The organism is Pseudomonas asiatica (genome assembly GCF_040214835.1).
In the GTDB taxonomy this organism is placed as follows: domain Bacteria; phylum Pseudomonadota; class Gammaproteobacteria; order Pseudomonadales; family Pseudomonadaceae; genus Aquipseudomonas; species Aquipseudomonas putida_Z.
This window is the reverse complement of the sequence record NZ_CP157874.1, coordinates 1,781,672-1,802,198: the sequence shown is the minus strand read 5'-3', so window position 1 is coordinate 1,802,198 and position 20,527 is coordinate 1,781,672. Positions and strand designations below refer to the sequence as shown.

The window sequence follows — 20,527 nt, the reverse complement described above, 5'->3', positions numbered from 1 at the left end:
AACCTGACAGCCGGCACCGTCACCGGTACAATTGATCTCTTTGCCGCAACGCTTGGAGTGCAATCTCCCGTGTCAGTTCTGCGCCTACCGCAAATGTCGGCCACGGCCGGCAAACAAACCTGGGGCAATCTACCCGGTGCCACCCTCAGCCTGGCCATCGCCGAGGCCGCCAGCAGCGCGGGCCGCTTCACTTTGCTGCTGACTGCCGACAGCCAGGCTGCCGATCGTCTTGAACAGGAACTTCGCTTCTTTGCCCCGGACCTGCCGGTGCTGCCGTTCCCCGATTGGGAAACCCTGCCCTACGACCTGTTCTCGCCGCACCAGGACATCATTTCCCAGCGCATCGCCAGCCTCTACCGCCTGCCGGAGCTGAGCCACGGCATCCTCGTGGTGCCGATCACCACCGCCCTGCACCGCCTGGCGCCGACCCGTTTCCTGCTGGGCAGCAGCCTGGTGCTGGACGTGGGCCAGACCATCGACGTGGAGCAGATGCGCCTGCGCCTGGAGGCCAGTGGCTATCGCTGCGTCGACACCGTCTACGAGCATGGCGAGTTCGCCGTGCGCGGCGCGTTGATCGACCTGTTCCCGATGGGCAGCAAGCTGCCCTACCGCATCGACCTGTTCGATGACGAGATCGAGACGCTGCGCACCTTCGACCCAGAGACCCAGCGCTCGATCGACAAGGTGGATTCGGTGCGCCTGCTGCCGGCGCGCGAGTTCCCGATGCAGAAAGAGGAAGTGACCCGTTTCAAGGCGCGCTTCCGCGAACGCTTCGATGTCGATTTCCGCCGCAGCGCGATCTTCCAGGACCTGGCCAGCGGCATCATCCCCGCCGGCATCGAGTACTACCTGCCGCTGTTCTTCGAAGAAACCTCGACCCTGTTCGACTACCTGCCGGCCGACACCCAGGTGTTCTCGCTGCCCGGCGTGGAACAGGCCGCCGAACACTTCTGGAACGACGTGCGCGGGCGTTATGAAGACCGCCGTGGCGACCTGAGCCGGCCGCTGCTGCCACCGGCCGAACTGTTCCTGCCGGTGGAAGACTGCTTCGCCCGGCTCAAGCAATGGCCACGGGTAGTGGTCAGCACCGAAGACCTCGACCCGGGCGTGGGCCGCGAGCGCTTCCCGGCGCGCCCCCTTCCCAACCTGGCAATCGAGGCCAAGGCCAACCAGCCCTTGGCCGAACTGGCCAATTTCCTCGACCAGTTCCCTGGCCGGGTGTTGTTCACCGCCGAATCGGCAGGCCGGCGCGAAGTGCTGCTGGAGCTGCTCGAACGGCTGAAACTGCGCCCGCATACCGTCGACGGCTGGGCCGACTTCATCACCGGCAGCGAACGCCTGGCAATCACCATCGCCCCGCTGGACGAAGGCCTGCTGCTGGACGACCCAGCCATCGCTCTGGTCGCCGAAAGCCCGCTGTTCGGCCAGCGGGTCATGCAGCGCCGGCGCCGCGACAAGCGCGGCGAAACCGCCAACGACGCGGTGATCAAGAACCTGACCGAGCTGCGCGAAGGCGCGCCGGTGGTGCACATCGACCATGGCGTGGGTCGCTACCTGGGCCTGGCAACCCTGGAAATCGACGGCCAGGCCGCCGAATTCCTCACCCTGGAATACGCCGAGGGCGCCAAGCTGTACGTGCCGGTGGCCAACCTGCACCTGATCGCCCGCTACACCGGCAGCGACGATGCCCTGGCACCGCTGCACCGGCTGGGCTCGGAGGCCTGGCAGAAGGCCAAGCGCAAGGCCGCCGAACAGGTGCGCGACGTGGCCGCCGAGCTGCTCGACATCTATGCCCGCCGCGCCGCGCGCAAGGGCTATGCATTTGCCGACCCGTCCGCCGACTACGCCACCTTCAGCGCCGGCTTCCCGTTCGAGGAAACCCCGGACCAGCAGGCTGCCATCGAAGCGGTGCGCGCCGACATGCTGGCGCCCAAGCCGATGGACCGCCTGGTGTGCGGCGACGTCGGCTTCGGCAAGACCGAAGTGGCCATGCGCGCGGCATTCATTGCCGTGCACAGCGGCCGCCAGGTGGCCGTGCTGGTGCCCACCACCCTGCTCGCCCAGCAGCACTACAACAGCTTCCGCGACCGCTTTGCCGACTGGCCGGTGACCGTGGAGGTGATGAGCCGCTTCAAGTCGGCCAAGGAAGTGGCCAACGCCGCCGCCGATCTGGCCGAAGGCAAGATCGACATCCTCATCGGCACCCACAAGCTGCTGCAGGACGATGTACGCTTCAAGGACCTGGGCCTGGCCATCATCGACGAAGAGCACCGTTTTGGCGTGCGCCAGAAGGAACAGCTCAAGGCCCTGCGCAGCGAGGTGGACATCCTCACCCTCACCGCCACGCCGATCCCGCGTACGCTGAACATGGCGGTGGCGGGCATGCGCGACCTGTCGATCATCGCCACGCCGCCGGCGCGCCGCCTGTCGGTACGCACCTTCGTCATGGAGCAGAACAAGAGCACGGTCAAGGAGGCGCTGCTGCGCGAGCTACTGCGCGGTGGCCAGGTGTACTACCTGCACAACGATGTGAAAACCATCGAGAAATGCGCCGCCGACCTTGCCGAACTGGTGCCAGAGGCGCGCATCGGCATCGGCCACGGGCAGATGCGCGAGCGCGAGCTGGAACAGGTGATGAGCGACTTCTACCACAAGCGCTTCAACGTGCTGGTGGCCTCGACCATCATCGAAACCGGTATCGACGTGCCCAGCGCCAACACCATCGTCATCGAGCGTGCCGACAAGTTCGGCCTGGCCCAGCTGCACCAGCTGCGCGGCCGTGTTGGCCGCAGCCACCACCAGGCCTACGCCTACCTGCTGACGCCAACCCGGCAGAAGGTCAGCGCCGACGCCGAAAAACGCCTGGAGGCGATCGCCAACACCCAGGACCTCGGCGCCGGCTTCGTGCTGGCCACCAACGACCTGGAGATTCGCGGCGCCGGCGAGCTGCTGGGCGAAGGCCAGAGCGGGCAGATCCAGGCGGTGGGCTTTACCCTGTACATGGAAATGCTCGAGCGCGCGGTCAAGGCGATCCGCAAGGGCACCCAGCCCAACCTTGAGCAGCCGCTGGGCGGCGGCCCGGAAATCAACCTGCGCCTGCCGGCACTGATCCCCGAGGACTACCTGCCCGACGTGCATGCGCGGCTGATCCTGTACAAGCGCATTGCCTCGGCGGCCGATGAAGAAGGCCTCAAGGACCTGCAGGTGGAAATGATCGACCGCTTCGGCCTGCTGCCCGAGCCGACCAAGAACCTGATGCGCCTGACCTCGCTCAAGCTGCACGCGGAAAAGCTCGGCATCAAGAAAGTCGACGCCGGCCCCAACGGCGGCAAGATCGAGTTCGAGGCCGAGACCCCGGTCGACCCGCTGACCCTGATCAAGCTGATCCAGGGCCAGCCCAAACGCTACAAGTTCGAAGGCGCCACCCAGTTCCGCTTCCTGGTACCGATGGAACGCCCCGACGAACGCTTCAATAACCTGGAGGCGCTGTTCGAGCGCCTGACCCCACAGCCTGCCTAAGGAAGATCCATGCGTGCCATCCGTTGCCTGACCCTGCTGCTGGCGCTGTTCGCCCCGGCCGCCTTCGCCGAAGGCCTGTATCAGGTAGAAATGATCCTGGTGCGGCAGAACAGCGTGCCCGCCTTCACCAGCCCGTTCGCCCCCGAAGACTGGAGCGCTGGCGCTCCACGCCTGGAAAAGGACGCCGAGCGCCGCCTGGCGCTGGAAGACGAAGCCACCCGCCTGGAAGCCACCGCCGACTACACCGTGCTACTGCACAAGGCCTGGCAGCAGCAAGTGGGCAGCGAGCCCAGCCGCATCGCCCTGGGCGAAGGCACCGAGCAGTTCGGCCACTTCCCCATCGAAGGCAACCTGAGCATCGCCGAGGGCCGTTTCATTGCGGTCGAGGCCAACTTCTGGGTCAACCAGCTGGACGGCAACGGCAGCGTGCTGCAAAGCGAGCAGTTCAAGCAGAGCAACAGCAACGTCAAGGGCGGCCAGCTGACCTTCCTCGACGGTGGGCACCTGGCGGTGCTGCTGAAGGTGACACCACCAGGTACGCCTAAAATGCCAGTGATGGACCCGGAGATGATGGAGCAGTGATGTGAGCGAGAGCGATGCGCAGTTCTTTGTGCGGGAGCACGACGGCTGGACGTTCGCGTTTGACCGCAAGTCCCTGCAACGCGGCCTGGACTACGCCGAGGAAGGCAGAAGCGAAATCGTGTCCATCCTCGACATGACCGTCCGCGCCCAGTGCGCAGGTTCCGGCGGCCGGACCTACTACCAGCGCATCACGCTGGACATGACGGAAGATGGCCTGGAGTGCCGAGGCACTTGCTCATGCCCGGTGGGCGAAGACTGCAAGCATTGTGCGGCTGCGCTCTATTTGCTGGAGCGCGGGCCGGATTACGCCGAGGGCAGCCATGATGCCCCTCACCCAACGGTTGACGCAGCCCGGCAATCTCTGGACCTCCCACCTGAACTCGCCCATTGGGTCGAGGCCCTGGAAGCTCCGACAAAGCCTGCCGAGCCTGCCAGGCGCAAAGGCCCGTCGCTCTACTACAAGGTCGTTAATGAGCACGGCCTTTGCACGCTCAGCGTATCCAAAGGCACCCGCGAAGCCGATGGCCAGCTGAAACTCGCCCGTGCCAGCTCGCTGCCTGAGATGCTCTACTACACGCCACGTTACGTAACTGATGAGGACCTGCGCATCCTCAGGCTGATTGACGCCCTTGGCAAAAACACCAACATGCCAATCGCAAGGCTGGAAGGAAAGCAAGGCGCAGAGCTGTACGAGTTCGCACTGGCCAGTGGCCGCCTGATCTACGGCGAGCAACTGTTGCCACTAGCCCCCGGGCCGACACTGCCGGCCGAGTTTCGCTGGATGAGGCTTGAGAACGGCAGCTATCGTGGTGCGTGGCACCATGATGAGCGGATGCATGACATGGCACTGCCGCTCGACCCGCTCTATTACATCGATACCCAGACGGGCATGACTGGCAAGCTTGTACATGATCTTGACCCGTTCATTGCCAGCCAACTGGCAAGCGCACCTACGGTGCCCGAACACTTGATCATCCCCCTGAGCCACCGCTTGAACGCACTGAATCGCCAGGTTCCAACGCCTACAAGCGTACGCAGTGAAGAGATCGACAGTATTCAACCCAGGCCGCACCTGACGCTGGGCAGCCTTGAATTCAGCGCCTACATGCCCAAGACCGGCCGCATGCAGCGGCAGATGCAGCATCGGGCCGCACTGGCGTTCGACTATGACGGTTTACGCGCCAGCGGCAGCGACGAAAAACCGCTGACCCGCCTGGTAGACAACACCAGCCAGCGCATCCGCCGCCAGCCGCAAGCCGAGCAGGCGCTGCGCAAGATGCTGCGCGACCTGGGCTTCAAGGCCGCCACCCGACAAAGCAAGGCCCTGCCTGACAGTGCCGGCGAGATGCTCCAGTTGCCCGATGACGAAGCCTGGCTGCGCTTTGCCCGCGAAGGCCTGCCGAGCCTGCGCGAAGCCGGTTGGAACATCGACATCCACCGCGACTTCGCCTTCAACCTGCAGGAAGTGGACGACTGGTACGCCACCATCGACGAAGCGCCCGGCCATGAATGGTTCGACCTGGAGCTGGGCATCGTGGTCGATGGCCAGCGCCACAGCCTGCTGCCGATCGTGCTGCAACTGCTGCGCAGCAACCCGGAACTGCTGCGCCCCAGCGAACTGGCCCGGCGCAGTGACGACGAGCACCTGCTGATCGACCTCAACCGTGGCCGCCTCGATGCCCCGGCCCTGCGCGTTGCCTTGCCCTATGGCCGCATCAAGGCAGTGATGGGCACCCTGGGCGAACTGTATCTGCACGAAGACGCCGCAGGCCCGTCCCTGCGCCTGGACCGTGCCGATGCCTCACGCCTGAACGACATCGACGGCATGCCCCTGCATTGGGAGGGTGGCGAGCATGTGCGCAACCTGGGCCGTCGCCTGCGCGATGCCCGTGACTTGCAGGTAGAACCGCCGACCGGGCTGCAGGCCAGCCTGCGCCCTTACCAGCAACAAGGCCTGAACTGGCTGCAGGCGCTGCGCGAGATGGGCACCGGCGGCATCCTCGGCGACGACATGGGGCTGGGCAAGACCCTGCAGGCCCTGGCACACCTGCTGTTGGAGAAACAGTCCGGGCGCCTGAGCGCACCGGCCCTGGCGGTGATGCCGACCAGCCTGGTGCCCAACTGGCTGGACGAAGCCCAGCGCTTCGCCCCTGGGCTGCGCGTGCTGGCCCTGCAAGGCCCGGGGCGCAGCAAGCATTTCGCCAAACTGCACGAATACGACCTGGTCCTGACCACCTATGCCCTGGTGCCGCGCGACCTCGAGCACCTGCGCGCCCAGGCCTGGCATGTGCTGGTGCTGGACGAGGCACAGAACATCAAGAGCAGCACCAGCAAGGCCGCCCTCGCGGTTTGCGAGCTGCGGGCCAATCAGCGCGTCTGCCTGACCGGCACGCCAATGGAAAACAACCTGGGCGAGCTGTGGTCGATCTTCCACTTCCTCATGCCTGGCTGGCTGGGTGACCTGAAGCGCTTCAACCAGGACTACCGCACACCGATCGAGCGCCACGGCGACAGCGAGCGCATGGCCCACCTGGCCAGCCGCATCCGCCCGTTCCTGCTGCGCCGCACCAAGGAGCAGGTGGCCACCGAGCTGCCGGCCAAGACCGAGATGGTGCACTGGGTCGAGCTTAGCGATGCCCAGCGCGACACCTACGAAGCCGTGCGGGTGGCCATGGACAAGAAAGTCCGCGATGAAATCGCCCGCAATGGCGCCGCGCGCAGCCAGATCATCATCCTCGACGCCCTGCTCAAGCTGCGCCAGGTATGCTGCGACCTGCGCCTGGTCAAAGGGGTGGAAAGCAAAGGCAACCAGGCCGACAAGGGCAAACTGGGCGCGCTGCTGGAAATGCTCGAAGAGCTGCTGAGCGAAGGGCGCCGGGTGCTGTTGTTCTCGCAGTTCACCTCGATGCTGGCGTTGATCGAGCAGGAGCTGGAGAAGCGCAAGATCCGCTACAGCCTGCTGACCGGTGACACCCGCGACCGGCGCACGCCGGTGCAGCAGTTCCAGCAGGGTGATAGCGAAGTGTTCCTGATCAGCCTCAAGGCAGGTGGCGTGGGCTTGAACCTGACGGCTGCAGACACGGTGATCCACTTCGACCCCTGGTGGAACCCGGCCAGCGAAAACCAGGCCACCGACCGCGCCTACCGCATCGGCCAGGACAAGCCGGTGTTCGTGTTCAAGCTGATCACCCGGGGGACAGTGGAAGAAAAGATCCAGCTGTTGCAGCAGGAGAAGGCGGCGCTGGCGGCGAGCCTGCTGGATGGCGGGCAGGCCGGGCAATGGCGGCTGGGGGATGAAGAGATCGAAGCGCTGTTTGCGCCGCTGCCTGGGAAGCGCGGGCGGTAGCCTAGAATCCCTCGCTGCCTGTACCGGCCTCTTCGCGGGCACGCCCGCTCCCACAGGGATATCAGTGCCCTCAAGGGCGGTTCTGTACCTGTGGGAGCGGGTTTACACGCGAAGAGGCCAGCACAGCTACAACACCAATTTCGAAACCAGCGCCGCACCTGTGGGAGCGGGTTCACCCGCGAAGAGGCCAGCACAGGTACAACACCAATTTCGAAACCAGCGCCATACCTCTGTGGGAGCGGGTTCACCCGCGAAGAGGCCGGGACAGGTACAACACTAATTTCGAAACCAGCACAGCACCTGTGGGAGCGGGCATGCCCGCGAAGGGGCCGGCGCGGTCAATCGACCAGCTGCGCCTCCCGCAACGCCCCCAACGCCTCCAGCCACCGCGGCTGCTGGCGATAATCCGTCCGCGCAAACCCTTGCCCACGCATCCGCGCAATCCGGGGCGAGGGCTTGACCTTCATCCGCTGCGCCGCACTCAACGCCAGCTCCGCCGCCGCCCGGTCATTGCACACCAGGCCCATGTCGCAGCCAGCGCTCAACGCCGCCTCGATCCGACTGGCCGCGTCCCCGACCACATGCGCACCCGCCATCGACAGGTCATCACTGAAGATCACCCCGTCAAAGCCCAGCTCGCCACGCAGGATGTCCTGCAACCAGCGCCGCGAGAAGCCAGCCGGCTGGTTGTCGACCTGCGGATAGATGACATGCGCCGGCATCACTGCCGCCAATTGTCCGCTCAGGCGGGTGAACGGCACCAGGTCGGCCTGGCGCAGCTGTTCGAGGCTGCGCTCATCGGTGGGAATGGCCACATGCGAGTCCGCCTCGGCCCAGCCATGCCCCGGGAAGTGCTTGCCACAAGCCGCCATGCCCGCCGCATTCATGCCACGGATGAACGCCCCGGCCAGTTGCGTGGCACGCAGCGGGTCACCCTCGAAGGCGCGGCTGCCCACCACGGCGCTGCGCTGGTGGTCCAGGTCGAGTACCGGGGCAAAGCTGAGGTCCAGGCCAACCGCCAGCACCTCGGTCGCCATCAACCAACCGCACTGCTCGGCCAGGTACTCGGCGTTGTCATTGTCCGCTATCGCCCGCATGGCCGGCAGGCGCACAAAGCCCTGGCGCAGGCGCTGCACCCGGCCGCCCTCCTGGTCCACCGCCAGGATCAGGTCGGGGCGGATGGCGCGGATCGACGCGCACAGTTCACGCACCTGGCGCGGGCTGTCGATGTTGCGGGCAAAGATGATCAGGCCGGCCACTTCAGGCTGGCGCAGCAGGTGACGGTCTTCGGCGGTCAGCCATTTACCGGCGATATCCACCATCAGGGAGCCTTGCAGGCTGACAGTCATGGGTAATCCTTCATTGAAGACTGAGAGAAGCCCACTGGGGGCAGGCGGCCTGCTCGATGCGCACCGGGCAATGGGCCGGCACCTGCTCGAACAGGCTTAGCAAATCGGTGTTGCGCAGGCGTATGCAACCATGGGACAGCGCTACGCCCATGGGTTCCGTATCCGGGGTGCCGTGCAAGTAGATATAACGGCGGAAGGTGTCGACCGCACCCAGGCGGTTGACACCCGGCTCGCAGCCACTGAGCCAGAGAATGCGGGTAAGGATCCAGTCCCGGCCGGGGCATTGCGCATGCAAGGCCGGCGACCACACCTCGCCGGTCCAGCGCCGCCCGGCAAATACCGCATTCAGCGGCAAGCCCGCACCGATCTTCGCCCGCACCTGGTGCAGGCCACACGGCGTGCAACCCGAGCCGTTGCGCTCGCCGGCGCCGTTGCGCGCCGTGGAAACCGGCACGCGCAGGCGCAGCTGGCCATCGGCAAAGCCATAAAGGCACTGGTCAGCGAGGGAAATGTGCAGGAAGTCGAGGTCGGGCATGGGCGCTAGCTTAGCCGAAGCGCCCTGCCCCGCCCAGCCTTCAGGCCTTGGCGGTGGAGGCGCCTGCGCTGGTCTTGGTGCGCGGGCGCAGCTGCGCGGTGGCCATGGCGTCGTCGGTAACACCGCTATCGGCACGCATGCCCGCAGCCAGGAAAGGCACCATCAGGCGCATTACCTGCTCGATCGAGGTGTTGATGCCGAAATCGGTCTCGGCAATCGCCCGCAGGGCCTTGATGCCGGACATGCTGAAGGCGGCGGCGCCAAGCATGAAGTGCACTCGCCAGAACAGCTCCAGCGGCGGGATGCGCGGTGCAGCCTCGTTGACCAGCAGCATGTAGCGGCGGAACACCTTGCCGTACATGTCTTCCAGGTAACGCCGCAGGTGGCCCTGGCTCTGGCTGAAGGCCAGGCCCAGCAGGCGCATGAAGATCGACAGGTCGTTGTTGCTGCGCGGCTGCACGGCCAAAGCCTGCTCGACCAGCATTTCCAGCAGCTCTTCGAGGCTCGGCTTGTGCTCCGGCTTGGCCTGGCGCCGCTCCAGCTCACGTTCGAGGCTGGCGCAGAACGGCCCGAGGAAACGCGAGAACACTGCCTGGATCAGGGCCTTCTTGGAGCCGAAGTGATAGTTGACCGCCGCCAGGTTGACCCCGGCCTTGCTGGTAATCAGCCGCAACGAGGTTTCTGCGAACCCCCTTTCCGCGAACAGCTGCTCGGCAGCATCGAGAATGCGTTCAACGGTTTCCGATTGGGCCATGACTACTCCGACTACTCCGCCAGACAAACAGGTGTTTGAAACATACGTTTCAGCCCTGCTTCTGTCAAGGCTCGGTGACCGGCCGGTCGCCATTTAAAAGCGCCAGGCGGGCGGCTGCAAGCGCCATTGCTGCTGTTTATTACAGGTTTTGGCTTGCAGCGCATCCAGTACTGTATATAATCCCAGTCACTGTACAAAAAGACAGAGCGCTCACCATGTTGAAACTGACGCCACGCCAAGCCGAAATTCTCGCGTTCATCAAGCGTTGCCTGGAAGACAACGGCTTCCCGCCGACGCGCGCCGAGATCGCTCAGGAGCTGGGCTTCAAGTCGCCCAACGCCGCCGAGGAGCACCTCAAGGCCCTTGCCCGCAAAGGCGCGATCGAGATGACCCCGGGCGCCTCCCGTGGTATTCGCATCCCCGGTCTGGAAGCCAAGGCCGAAGAAAGCGGCCTGCCAATCATCGGCCGGGTTGCCGCCGGTGCGCCGATCCTTGCCGAACAGCACATCGAGCAATCCTGCAACATCAACCCCGACTTCTTCCACCCCCAGGCCGACTATCTGCTGCGCGTACACGGCATGAGCATGAAGGATGTCGGCATCTTCGATGGCGACCTGCTGGCGGTACACACCTGCCGCGAAGCCCGCAACGGCCAGATCGTCGTGGCCCGCATCGGCGACGAAGTCACCGTCAAGCGCTTCAAGCGCGAAGGCAGCAAGGTCTGGCTGCTTGCCGAAAACCCCGAATTCGCCCCCATCGAAGTCGACCTGAAAGAACAGGAGCTGGTGATCGAGGGCTTGAGCGTCGGCGTCATTCGCCGCTGATCCAGGAGGCGTCATGCAGCAGTTCATTCACGCACCCGAGCAAGTCCAGTTGCCATTGTTCGAAGCATTCCTCGCCCAGCCCGTACTGCCTGGCCTGAAAACCAGCGAAGTGGCGCGCAAAAGCAGCCAGCCCGAGCTGTTCAGCGAACTGTCGCTGCGCGGAGCCCCCGGGCACTGCCAAAGCCTGCTGGCACCCGTGCTGCGCGAACTGAGCGAAGAGGACGAGACCCGCTGGCTGACCCTGATCGCCCCGCCGTCAAGCCTGACCCAGGCCTGGCTACGCGATGCCGGGCTCAACCGTGAACGCATCCTGCTGCTGCAACCTCGCGGCAATCAGAGCCCGCTTCAACTGGCCTGCGAAGCCTTGCGCCTGGGCCGCAGCCACACCGTGGTCAGCTGGCTGGGCAACGTCAACGCCACTGCACGCCAGCAATTGCTGCGCGCTGCCGGTGCCGGAAACGCACAAAGCCTGAACATCCGCCTCGGCTGATGTTCAGGCTTTGCCTGTCACTGCATGAAACCTGATGCCCTGCTGCACCTCAGTGCAGCACACGCGGCCCTTCATCACGCTCAAGCTCGCCATCCATCAGGCGACCGGCCATCTGCACGCCCACGCTGAGCATGGCCTTGGCCACTTCCACATGCTGACCCTGCAGGAACGCCTTGGCGTCTTCCGAGAAATCCAGGGTTACCAGAGAGCCCTCATCCTCGGCGCGACGCAGTTCGATGCGGCCATCAGGCAACTCGACAATTTCCAGAAACGACGTAGACATAAATGGCAGTTCTCCGCGAAAGGCCAGTATTGTACCAGCCGTAGCAGCTATCAGCACTCACTCAACGCGTCGCGGAAACGTCTCACCAGGCCCTTGAGGTTGCTGCGCCAGCTTTCCAGTTCGGCACGCGACAGCGCCGGATACTCGGGCTCATCGAGATTGACCGCCTGGATCAATGGCTGGGTGACGTCGGTTTTTGGCGCTTTTTTCGCGACCGGTGGTCGGAACAAATCGGCATAAGCACTGAGCATTTGCGCCAGCCAGGTTTCGCGCTGGCGGGCCAGTTCCAGCAGCTCGGCCACTTCCGGGATGGCGATGCCGTTCAGCGCATCGTCAGCCAGTGCTTGCTCGACCGTTGCAACAACTGGCAGGCGGTAGAAGCCACCAATTTCATGACACAGGCCCAGCAGTGCGCCGTAGAGATGGAACAGCGCCGACTCGCGCTCGGCCTGGACCAGGCCCTGGGCATTCATGGCCTGGCTTTGTTCGGCCTTGGCCATGGACTCCAGGGCGAGGCCGGCAAAGAACAGTTTCTGATTGGTGCGGGTGTAGATTTCCTGGGCCATTTCAGTGCCCTCCCTAAGGCTGCAAGGCGGATAGCCTCATCATAAATGATTGGGGCCGCTTTGCGTCCCTTCGCGGGCTTGCCCGCTCCCACAGGAACTCCATCAAGCCCAAGGCCTGCGCTGTACCTGTAGGAGCGGGCAAGCCCGCGAAGGGGCGCGAAGCGGCCCCAATTACAGCACTGACGGATCAGCGCTTGTCTTCAACCTTCCACGCATTGCCGTCGTAGAACGCCTTCCAGCCGGTCGGCTTGCCATCAACCTCGGACTGCACGTACTGCTCCTTGGTCTTGCGGCTGTAGCGGATCACCGCCGGGCGGCCTTCCGGGTCTTTCTGCGGCGCATCACACAGGAAGTGGTACTTCGGATCGATCTCATGCTTGTGTGGCACGATCTCCAGCACCAGCGGTGCGCGGGTTTCGCGGTTCTTGGGGAACTGGCTGGCGGCCAGGAACAGCCCCGAAGCGCCATCACGCAGCACGTAGGTATCGTCGACCTTCTCGCACTTGAGCTCTGGCATGTCCACCTTGTCCATCTTCGGTGGCGCCGCCTCGCCGCTCTTGAGCAGCTTGCGGGTGTTCTTGCACGCCGGGTTGGTGCAACCGAAGAACTTGCCGAAACGGCCAGTCTTCAACTGCATCTCGCTGCCACACTTGTCGCACTCCAGGCTCGGCCCTTCGTAACCCTTGATGCGGTAGTTGCCTTCCTCGATCTCGTAGCCAGCGCAATCCGGGTTGTTACCGCAGATGTGCAGCTTGTGCTTCTCGTCCAGCAGGTAGGCATCCATCGCCGTGGCGCAGATCGGACAACGGTGCTTGCCCAGCAACACGCGGGATTCCGATTCGCCCTCGTCGTCCGCGGCAATCTCGTCGCCCGGCACCAGGTTGACGGTGGCCTTGCAGCGCTCTTTCGGCGGCAGGCTGTAGCCCGAGCAACCGAGGAACACGCCGGTGGAGGCAGTGCGGATCATCATCGGCCGGCCACATTCCTTGCACGGAATGTTGGTCATGGTCGGTTGGTTGGCGCGCATGCCGTCTTCGCTGGACTCGGCGGTCTGCAGTTTCTTGCTGAAGTCGCCGTAGAACTCGTCGAGCACGTTCTTCCAGTCACGCTCGCCCTGGGCCACGTCGTCGAGGTTCTCCTCCATGTCGGCGGTAAAGCCGTAGTCCATCAGGTTGGAGAAGCTCTCGGACAGGCGCTCGGTGACGATGTCGCCCATCTTTTCGGAATAGAAGCGGCGGTTGTGCAGGGTCACATAGCCACGGTCCTGAATGGTCGAGATGATCGCCGCATAGGTCGACGGGCGGCCGATACCGCGCTTTTCCATTTCCTTGACCAGGCTGGCTTCGGTGAAGCGCGCCGGTGGCTTGGTGAAGTGCTGGCTCGGGTCGATCTGGATCAGCTTCAGCGCTTCGCCCTGGACCATTTCCGGCAACACGTCGTCTTCGCCAGGCTTGCTCTGCTGCGGCAGCACACGGGTGTAACCGTCAAACTTGAGGATACGGCCCTTGGCACGCAGTTCGAAGTCGCCCGCGGCCACGGTGACGCTGGTGGACAGGTACTGCGCTGGCGGCATCTGGCAGGCCAGGAACTGGCGCCAGATCAGCTCGTACAGGCGCTCGGCGTCGCGCTCCATGCCAGTGAGCTTGCTCGGGTGGGTATTCACGTCGGAAGGACGAATCGCTTCGTGCGCCTCCTGGGCGCCTTCCTTGCTGCCGTACACCAGCGGTGCCTCGGGCAGGTACTGCTTGCCGAACTCGCGCTCGATGTAGCTGCGCGCCATGTCCAGGGCGTCGGCCGACAGGTTGGTGGAGTCGGTACGCATGTAGGTGATGTAGCCGGCTTCGTACAAGCGCTGGGCCATCATCATGGTTTTCTTCACACCGAAGCCCAGGCGGTTGCTGGCGGCCTGCTGCAAGGTGGAGGTAATGAACGGTGCCGACGGCTTGCTGCTGGTCGGGCGGTCTTCGCGCTTGACCACGCTGTAGCTGGAAGCCTTGAGCTTCTCCAGCGCCGCCATGGCCTGGGCTTCGTTCAGCGGCTTGAAGGCCTCACCCTTCTCGCGTGCCACTTCGAAACGCACCTTGGCGTTCTTGGCGGTGCCGAGGTCGGCGTGGATTTCCCAGTACTCTTCCGGGATGAACGCGCGGATTTCGCGCTCGCGCTCCACCACCAGCTTCACCGCCACCGACTGTACACGGCCGGCGGACAGGCCTCGGGCGATCTTGGCCCACAGCAGCGGCGAAACCATGTAGCCGACCACGCGGTCGAGGAAACGCCGCGCCTGCTGCGCGTTGACCCGGTCGATATCCAGCTCGCCCGGCTGCGAGAAGGCTTCCTGGATGGCCTTCTTGGTGATTTCGTTGAACACCACGCGCTTGTAGCGGGTGTCGTCGCCGCCGATGGCCTCGCGCAGGTGCCAGGCAATGGCTTCCCCTTCGCGGTCCAAGTCGGTTGCGAGATAGATGGTGTCGGCGTCCTTCGCCAGGCGGCGCAGCTCTTCGATCACCTTTTCCTTGCCAGGCAGGATCTCGTACTTGGCCTTCCAGCCATGGTCGGGGTCGACGCCCATGCGTGCCACCAGCTGGCGGCGGGCCTTTTCCTTCGGCGACAGGGCCGGAGCCTCACCCGCGGCCTTGCCACGCTTGGCGGCTGGCTCTTTGCTGGCGCTGGCCGAACCGCTGGTGGGGAGGTCTCGGATATGGCCGATACTCGACTTCACCACGTACTGGTTGCCCAGGTACTTGTTGATGGTCTTGGCCTTGGCCGGGGATTCCACAATGACCAGCGATTTGCCCATGGATCGGAGTATTCCTGAATCTGAAGATGAAAAACGCGTCAGGTGCCAGACGCGGCACCGCTATATATAGTGGCAAAAGTGTGAGGTCAAGTTCGGACTATCACTCGTGCGACTTGCCCAGCAACCCGGGCAGCCCCTCTTCGGCCTTGACCAAAGCAAAGCGTGGCACCTGCTCGCCGTCAACCTCGACGGACTCCTGGAACATCGAAAGTGGCCGAACCCAGAAGCTGTAATCACCATACAGGCATTGGTAGAACACCATCCACTCTTCGCTCTCGGAGTGCCGCGCAACACTGAAGACACGGTACTCAGGCCCTTTGTAATGCCGGTATACGCCTGGTTGTATCTGCATGTTGCCCACCCTCTTGAATAAAACCTGTAAAAAACAAAACCGGGGCACAAGGCCCCGGTCGCTGTCCCGCTACGCGATCAGACGCGTTCGAAGACAGTGGTGATACCTTGGCCGAGGCCGACGCACATGGTCGCCACCCCCAGGGTACCGCCATTCTGCTTCATGACATTGAGCAGGGTGCCGGAAATCCGTGCCCCGGAGCAACCGAACGGGTGGCCCAAGGCAATGGCGCCGCCGTGCAGGTTAACCTTCTCATCCATCTTGTCGAGTACTTTCAAGTCTTTCAGCACTGGCAGGGCCTGTGCAGCGAAGGCTTCGTTGAGCTCGATGAAGTCGATGTCGGCCATGGTCAGGCCAGCACGCTTGAGGGCTTTCTGGGTCGACGGCACCGGGCCATAGCCCATGATCGCCGGGTCGACACCAGCCACCGCCATGGAACGGATGACCGCCAATGGCTGGATACCCAGGTCCATGGCGCGCTGGCCGGACATGACAATCATGCACGACGCACCGTCGGTGATCTGCGACGAGGTACCGGCAGTGACGGTACCGCCTTTCGGGTTGAACGCCGGCTTCAGCGACGCCAGGCCTTCGAGGGTGGTTTCCGGGCGAATGGTTTCGTCGAAATCGAACACCTTCAGGAAGCCGTTCTCGTCATAGCCCTGCATCGGGATGATTTCGTCCTTGAACTTGCCTTCGACCGTGGCCTTGTGGGCCAGCTGGTGCGAACGCAGGCCGAACAGATCCTGCTGCTCTCGGGTGATGCCGTGCATCTTGCCGAGCATTTCCGCGGTCAGGCCCATCATCCCGGAAGCCTTGGCGGCATGCAAGGACAGGTGCGGGTTGGGGTCGACGCCATGCATCATGCTGACGTGGCCCATGTGCTCCACGCCACCGACCACGAATACATCACCGTTGCCGGTCATGATCGCCTGGGCGGCGGTGTGCAGCGCGCTCATCGACGAGCCGCACAGGCGGCTGACGGTCTGCGCCGCGGAGGTGTGCGGGATCTGGGTCATCAGCGAGGCCATGCGGGCGATGTTCCAGCCCTGCTCGAGGGTCTGGTTGACGCAGCCCCAGATCACGTCCTCGACTTCTTTCGGGTCGACCTTGTCGTTGCGTTCCAGCAGCTTGCTGATCAGGTGCGCCGACATGTCTTCGGCGCGGGTATTGCGGTGCATGCCACCCTTGGAGCGGCCCATCGGCGTGCGACCGAAGTCGACAATCACCACGTCTCTTGGATTCAGGCTCATATCAAATCTCTCGCTCTAGCTCGTTGACCGCTCAGTTGAAGAAGCGCTGGCCGTTCTTGGCCATTTCACGCAGCTTGGCGGTCGGGTGGTACAGCGGCCCCAGGTCGGCGTACTGATCGGCCAGGGCAACGAATTCGGCCACACCGATCGAGTCGATGTAGCGCAGCGCACCACCGCGGAAGGGAGGGAAGCCAATGCCGTAGACCAGGCCCATGTCGGCTTCGGCGGCGGTTTCGACGATGCCGTCTTCCAGGCAGCGCACGGTCTCCAGGCACAGCGGGATCATCATCCAGTTGATGATGTCTTCGTCGGTGACTTCACGCTGCTCGAAGACGATCGGCTTGAGCACGTCGAGCACGCTGGCGTCGGCGACCTTCTTCGGCTTGCCGCGCTTGTCGGTTTCGTAGGCGTAGAAGCCCTTGCCGTTCTTCTGGCCCAGGCGGTTGGCCTCGTACAGTGCGTCAACGGCCGAGCGGCGCTCGTCCTTCATGCGGTCCGGGAAGCCTTCGGCCATCACGTCGCGGCCGTGGTGGCCGGTGTCGATGCCGACCACGTCCATCAGGTACGCCGGGCCCATCGGCCAGCCGAACTTTTCCATGACCTTGTCGATACGCACGAAGTCGACACCGGCGCTTACCAGCTTGGCGAAGCCGCCGAAGTACGGGAACAGCACGCGGTTGACCAGGAAGCCCGGGCAATCGTTGACCACGATCGGGTTCTTGCCCATTTTCTTGGCGTAGGCCACGGTGGTGGCGACCGCCACTTCACTGGACTTCTCGCCACGGATGACTTCCACCAGCGGCATCATGTGCACCGGGTTGAAGAAGTGCATGCCGACGAAGTTTTCCGGGCGCTTGAGCGCCTTGGCCAGCAGGTTGATGGAAATGGTCGAGGTGTTGGAAGCGAGGATCGCATCGTCCTTCACCTGGGTTTCCACTTCAGCCAGCACGGCCTGCTTGACTTTCGGGTTCTCGACCACGGCCTCGACGACGATGTCGACATTGGCGAAATCGCCATAGGACAGGGTCGGGCGAATGGCGTTGAGTGCCTCGGCCATCTTGGCCGGGGTCAGGCGGCCCTTCTCGACGCGGTTGCCGAGCAGCTTGGAGGCCTCGTTCAGGCCCAGCTGGATGGCTTCCTCGCGGATATCCTTCATCAGGATCGGTGTGCCCTTGACCGCCGACTGGTAGGCGATGCCGCCACCCATGATGCCAGCGCCGAGCACGGCGGCCTGCTTCACGTCGTGGGCGATTTCGTCATGCGCCTTGGCCTTGCGCTTGAGTTCCTGGTCGTTGAGGAACAGTCCGATCAGGCTCTCGGCAACCGAGGTCTTGGCCAGCTTGGCGAAGCCTGCGGCTTCGACTTCCAGGGCCTTGTCGCGGCCGAAGTTGGCAGCCTTCTGGATGGTCTTGATGGCTTCGACCGGGGCTGGGTAGTTCGGGCCGGCCTGGCCGGCGACGAAGCCCTTGGCAGTCTCGAAGGCCATCATCTGCTCGATGGCGTTGAGCTTGAGCTTTTCCAGCTTGGGCTGGCGCTTGGCCTTGTAGTCCAGCTCGCCACTGATGGCGCGCTTGACCAGGTCAAGGGCACCGGCAATCAGCAGTTCAGGCGCGACCACGGCGTCGACGGCACCCACTTTCAGGGCGTCTTCGGCACGGTTTTCCTTGCCGGCGGCGATCCACTCGATGGCGTTGTCCGAACCGATCAGGCGCGGCAGGCGCACGGTGCCGCCGAAGCCCGGGTAGATACCCAGCTTGACTTCCGGCAGGCCGATCTTGGCGCTGGTGGACATGACCCGGTAGTCGGCGGCCAGGCACATTTCCAGGCCGCCGCCCAGGGCGATACCGTTGATGGCGGCGACGGTCGGCACTTCGAGGTCTTCGAAGGCGTTGAAGATGCGGTTGGCTTCCAGGTTGCCGGCGACCAGTTCGGCCTCGGGCAGCTTGAAGTTGTCGACGAACTCGGTGATGTCGGCGCCGACGATGAACACGTCCTTGCCACTGCTGACGATCACGCCCTTGACCGAGGCGTCGGCCTGGATGGCATCGACGGCCTGGCGCAGTTCGTTCAGGGTCAGGCGGTTGAACTTGTTGACGGACTCACCCTTGAGGTCGAACTTGAGCTCGACGATGCCACTTTCAAGAGCCTTAACCGTGATGGCTTTACCTTCGTAAATCATCAACTGATCTCCACGATATGGAAGCTGAACAGTACACGCCGATCGCTGCAGCAAAAGCAGGCCTAGCTGCCCTGCCCCAGGCACACCCGTCAGCGCGCTAGTCGGAAGTATGGCTTGGCGTCATGACATACAAACGCTCAATTCATACGCCCGTTTGATTTGGGTGTGCACACATTCTCCGAAAAGATCGGCGTTGTCAAATGCTCGCGAGCAAGGTGAAAACACGACTTTCCGGTCATTTTGTAGCGTCTTGGTACAAAACATGATGACAGTGATTGCTGACCATTCATGTCGGCGATTGACCATGAGCCGCAGGAGAATGCTGCAGCTTTTGCCTTGCGCGGTGACCTCGAACGGCTACACTGGCACTTGCTTGAATGCATACCCGGCCTGCCTGGCCTTTTCTGCGCAGCAGAACGCAAAGCGGCGACTTGGCACCCCACCCCTTCAGGGGATCGGCCAAGCCGCCGCTTTGTCGTTTTGTGCTTGCCTTCGGATGAGAAGACCAATGGGCGGGCTTAGCGTGGCCCTGTGGGAGCGGGTTTACCCGCGAACACCGGCAAAGCCGGTGCCACCCACCGAGTCGCCTTCTTCGCGGGTAAACCCGCTCCCACAGAGGCCGCGCAAAGGCAAATTTCAGGCCAAGGTTTCGAGGACGTGGGCAATATCCTGCAACACAGCCGTATCGCCCCGCTCGGTCCAGTACAGCGCGATCATCCGGGCATCGGCCTCGACCTTGTAGACACTCGCCGGCAAGCGCGCCAGGGCCTCCATGAAGCGTGGGTCCTCGCAGGGTTCACGCCACTGGTTCCACCACACCCCCGGGGTGATCTGCCAGAAGCTGAAGCTGTCCTCATGCCCGCGGCGACGTGCCCGGTGGTATTGCGGGCAAGGGCTTGGCGGCTCCTTTTCCAGCCAGTGCGGCCACTGCTGCGGCGCCAGCTGCATGGCCAGACCCATGCGCCGAGCCTCCAGGCGCAGCTTCATCTGCTCGCTCTGCTTGCGCGAGGTGCGCAACCAGGAAAGCGGGCTGAGAATCAGCGCGAGGATTGACACCACCAGCAATACCGTCATATCTGTAGTTCCCATAAAACGTTGCAAATGAGCTGGTTAGCCATTTTTCACGGAAGACCCGCCCGAAAGCGACCATACTTCTTCTATCGCGATTGTCAGGAGTTCCGCTCATGTCCTACGAACATCTTCTGGTCGCCGTCGACCTGACCGAAGAATGCGACCCGGTGATCAAACGTGCCATGGCGCTGGCTGCACCGTCGAATGCCAAGGTTTCGCTGGTACACATCGTCGAGCCGATGGCCATGGCGTTCGGCGGTGACGTGCCGATGGACCTGTCGCAGTTGCAACAGCAGCAGTTCGACCAGGCCAAGGAACGCATGGACCGCCTGTTCAACAAATACCCGGACATCCACCGCGGCGACTCGCACCTGACCTATGGCCAGCCGCGCCAGGAAATCCACCAACTGGCCAAGGACCAGAAGTGCGACCTGATCGTGGTCGGCAGCCATGGCCGTCACGGCCTGGCGTTGCTGCTGGGGTCCACGGCCAATGACGTGCTGCATGGTGCGCCGTGCGATGTACTGGCGGTGCGGTTGCAGAAGAAGGAATGATTCAACCTGTGCTGGCCTCTTCGCGGGTGAACCCGCTCCCACAGGGACCGCGCCGCCGTTGAATGCGGCGCAG

At 63.6% G+C, this 20,527-nt stretch carries 16 protein-coding genes; 6 read left to right on the top strand and 10 right to left on the bottom strand.

What is annotated here, in order from left to right; genetic code table 11:
- Positions 1-69 precede the first annotated feature (69 nt).
- From mfd to ABNP31_RS08170, 3 genes are read left to right on the top strand one after another with little or no spacing between them, the layout of a single operon-like run.
- Positions 70-3,519 (top strand): transcription-repair coupling factor, encoded by a 3,450-nt coding sequence (mfd, locus tag ABNP31_RS08180; RefSeq protein WP_085665484.1) that lies wholly within the window; start codon positions 70-72, stop codon positions 3,517-3,519.
- 9 nt (positions 3,520-3,528) lie between these two features.
- Positions 3,529-4,101, top strand: coding sequence for a CsiV family protein (locus ABNP31_RS08175; protein WP_004376408.1), 573 nt, complete (start codon positions 3,529-3,531; stop codon positions 4,099-4,101).
- Position 4,102: 1 nt separating this feature from the next.
- The gene (locus tag ABNP31_RS08170) at positions 4,103-7,447 is read left to right on the top strand and encodes a DEAD/DEAH box helicase (RefSeq protein WP_350013178.1); all 3,345 of its coding nucleotides are present in this window, start codon (positions 4,103-4,105) and stop codon (positions 7,445-7,447) included.
- A gap of 338 nt (positions 7,448-7,785) precedes the next feature.
- Here the strand turns inward: ABNP31_RS08170 and nagZ are convergent, their stop codons facing one another.
- The 3 genes from nagZ to ABNP31_RS08155 are packed head-to-tail and all read right to left on the bottom strand — an operon-like array spanning position 7,786 to position 10,085.
- Positions 7,786-8,784, bottom strand: a complete 999-nt coding sequence (gene nagZ / locus ABNP31_RS08165; RefSeq protein ID WP_176240913.1) for a beta-N-acetylhexosaminidase — start codon at positions 8,782-8,784, stop codon at positions 7,786-7,788.
- A gap of 22 nt (positions 8,785-8,806) precedes the next feature.
- Positions 8,807-9,331, bottom strand: a complete 525-nt coding sequence (locus tag ABNP31_RS08160) for a L,D-transpeptidase (RefSeq protein ID WP_085665482.1) — start codon at positions 9,329-9,331, stop codon at positions 8,807-8,809.
- A 40-nt stretch (positions 9,332-9,371) separates the two neighbouring features.
- Positions 9,372-10,085, bottom strand: a complete 714-nt coding sequence (locus ABNP31_RS08155; protein WP_025338327.1) for a TetR/AcrR family transcriptional regulator — start codon at positions 10,083-10,085, stop codon at positions 9,372-9,374.
- 215 nt (positions 10,086-10,300) lie between these two features.
- On the opposite strand from ABNP31_RS08155, the gene lexA reads away from it, so the two are divergent.
- Entirely contained in the window at positions 10,301-10,909 is a 609-nt protein-coding gene (lexA, locus tag ABNP31_RS08150; protein ID WP_004376420.1) for a transcriptional repressor LexA, read from the top strand.
- 13 nt (positions 10,910-10,922) lie between these two features.
- Entirely contained in the window at positions 10,923-11,399 is a 477-nt protein-coding gene (gene sulA / locus ABNP31_RS08145; RefSeq protein ID WP_085589440.1) for an SOS-induced cell division inhibitor SulA, read from the top strand.
- Between the two features lie 49 nt (positions 11,400-11,448).
- On the opposite strand, the gene ABNP31_RS08140 is transcribed toward sulA, so the two are convergent.
- The 7 genes from ABNP31_RS08140 to ABNP31_RS08110 form a co-directional block, all read right to left on the bottom strand.
- Positions 11,449-11,682 carry a hypothetical protein gene (locus ABNP31_RS08140; protein ID WP_004376430.1) on the bottom strand — a complete coding sequence of 78 codons (234 nt, stop codon included), beginning with the start codon at positions 11,680-11,682 and terminating at the stop codon, positions 11,449-11,451.
- 50 nt (positions 11,683-11,732) lie between these two features.
- On the bottom strand, positions 11,733-12,248 hold the full coding sequence (locus ABNP31_RS08135; RefSeq protein WP_350013177.1) for a DUF6586 family protein: 516 nt from the start codon (positions 12,246-12,248) through the stop codon (positions 11,733-11,735).
- A gap of 187 nt (positions 12,249-12,435) precedes the next feature.
- Positions 12,436-15,045 carry a type I DNA topoisomerase gene (topA, locus tag ABNP31_RS08130; protein WP_025338324.1) on the bottom strand — a complete coding sequence of 870 codons (2,610 nt, stop codon included), beginning with the start codon at positions 15,043-15,045 and terminating at the stop codon, positions 12,436-12,438.
- 100 nt (positions 15,046-15,145) lie between these two features.
- Positions 15,146-15,397 (bottom strand): DUF1653 domain-containing protein, encoded by a 252-nt coding sequence (locus tag ABNP31_RS08125; RefSeq protein ID WP_023661154.1) that lies wholly within the window; start codon positions 15,395-15,397, stop codon positions 15,146-15,148.
- A 77-nt stretch (positions 15,398-15,474) separates the two neighbouring features.
- Entirely contained in the window at positions 15,475-16,650 is a 1,176-nt protein-coding gene (gene fadA, locus ABNP31_RS08120; protein ID WP_013971712.1) for an acetyl-CoA C-acyltransferase FadA, read from the bottom strand.
- A 31-nt stretch (positions 16,651-16,681) separates the two neighbouring features.
- Positions 16,682-18,829 carry a fatty acid oxidation complex subunit alpha FadB gene (fadB, locus tag ABNP31_RS08115; RefSeq protein WP_085665481.1) on the bottom strand — a complete coding sequence of 716 codons (2,148 nt, stop codon included), beginning with the start codon at positions 18,827-18,829 and terminating at the stop codon, positions 16,682-16,684.
- A 636-nt stretch (positions 18,830-19,465) separates the two neighbouring features.
- Positions 19,466-19,903 carry a hypothetical protein gene (locus ABNP31_RS08110; protein WP_013971710.1) on the bottom strand — a complete coding sequence of 146 codons (438 nt, stop codon included), beginning with the start codon at positions 19,901-19,903 and terminating at the stop codon, positions 19,466-19,468.
- A 110-nt stretch (positions 19,904-20,013) separates the two neighbouring features.
- On the opposite strand from ABNP31_RS08110, the gene ABNP31_RS08105 reads away from it, so the two are divergent.
- On the top strand, positions 20,014-20,454 hold the full coding sequence (locus tag ABNP31_RS08105; RefSeq protein ID WP_013971709.1) for a universal stress protein: 441 nt from the start codon (positions 20,014-20,016) through the stop codon (positions 20,452-20,454).
- Positions 20,455-20,527: the final 73 nt, after the last annotated feature.

What these genes read in the sequence shown, in the direction of transcription:
- ABNP31_RS08175 (WP_004376408.1), top strand. Translation starts at nt 3,529, where the DNA reads ATGCGTGCCATCCGTTGCCTGACCCTGCTGCTGGCGCTGTTCGCCCCG.
- lexA (WP_004376420.1), top strand. Translation starts at nt 10,301, where the DNA reads ATGTTGAAACTGACGCCACGCCAAGCCGAAATTCTCGCGTTCATCAAG.
- ABNP31_RS08155 (WP_025338327.1), bottom strand. Translation starts at nt 10,085, where the DNA reads ATGGCCCAATCGGAAACCGTTGAACGCATTCTCGATGCTGCCGAGCAG.
- ABNP31_RS08125 (WP_023661154.1), bottom strand. Translation starts at nt 15,397, where the DNA reads ATGCAGATACAACCAGGCGTATACCGGCATTACAAAGGGCCTGAGTAC.
- fadB (WP_085665481.1), bottom strand. Translation starts at nt 18,829, where the DNA reads ATGATTTACGAAGGTAAAGCCATCACGGTTAAGGCTCTTGAAAGTGGC.
- ABNP31_RS08110 (WP_013971710.1), bottom strand. Translation starts at nt 19,903, where the DNA reads ATGACGGTATTGCTGGTGGTGTCAATCCTCGCGCTGATTCTCAGCCCG.
- ABNP31_RS08160 (WP_085665482.1), bottom strand. Translation starts at nt 9,331, where the DNA reads ATGCCCGACCTCGACTTCCTGCACATTTCCCTCGCTGACCAGTGCCTT.
- fadA (WP_013971712.1), bottom strand. Translation starts at nt 16,650, where the DNA reads ATGAGCCTGAATCCAAGAGACGTGGTGATTGTCGACTTCGGTCGCACG.
- ABNP31_RS08105 (WP_013971709.1), top strand. Translation starts at nt 20,014, where the DNA reads ATGTCCTACGAACATCTTCTGGTCGCCGTCGACCTGACCGAAGAATGC.
- sulA (WP_085589440.1), top strand. Translation starts at nt 10,923, where the DNA reads ATGCAGCAGTTCATTCACGCACCCGAGCAAGTCCAGTTGCCATTGTTC.
- topA (WP_025338324.1), bottom strand. Translation starts at nt 15,045, where the DNA reads ATGGGCAAATCGCTGGTCATTGTGGAATCCCCGGCCAAGGCCAAGACC.
- ABNP31_RS08135 (WP_350013177.1), bottom strand. Translation starts at nt 12,248, where the DNA reads ATGGCCCAGGAAATCTACACCCGCACCAATCAGAAACTGTTCTTTGCC.
- ABNP31_RS08140 (WP_004376430.1), bottom strand. Translation starts at nt 11,682, where the DNA reads ATGTCTACGTCGTTTCTGGAAATTGTCGAGTTGCCTGATGGCCGCATC.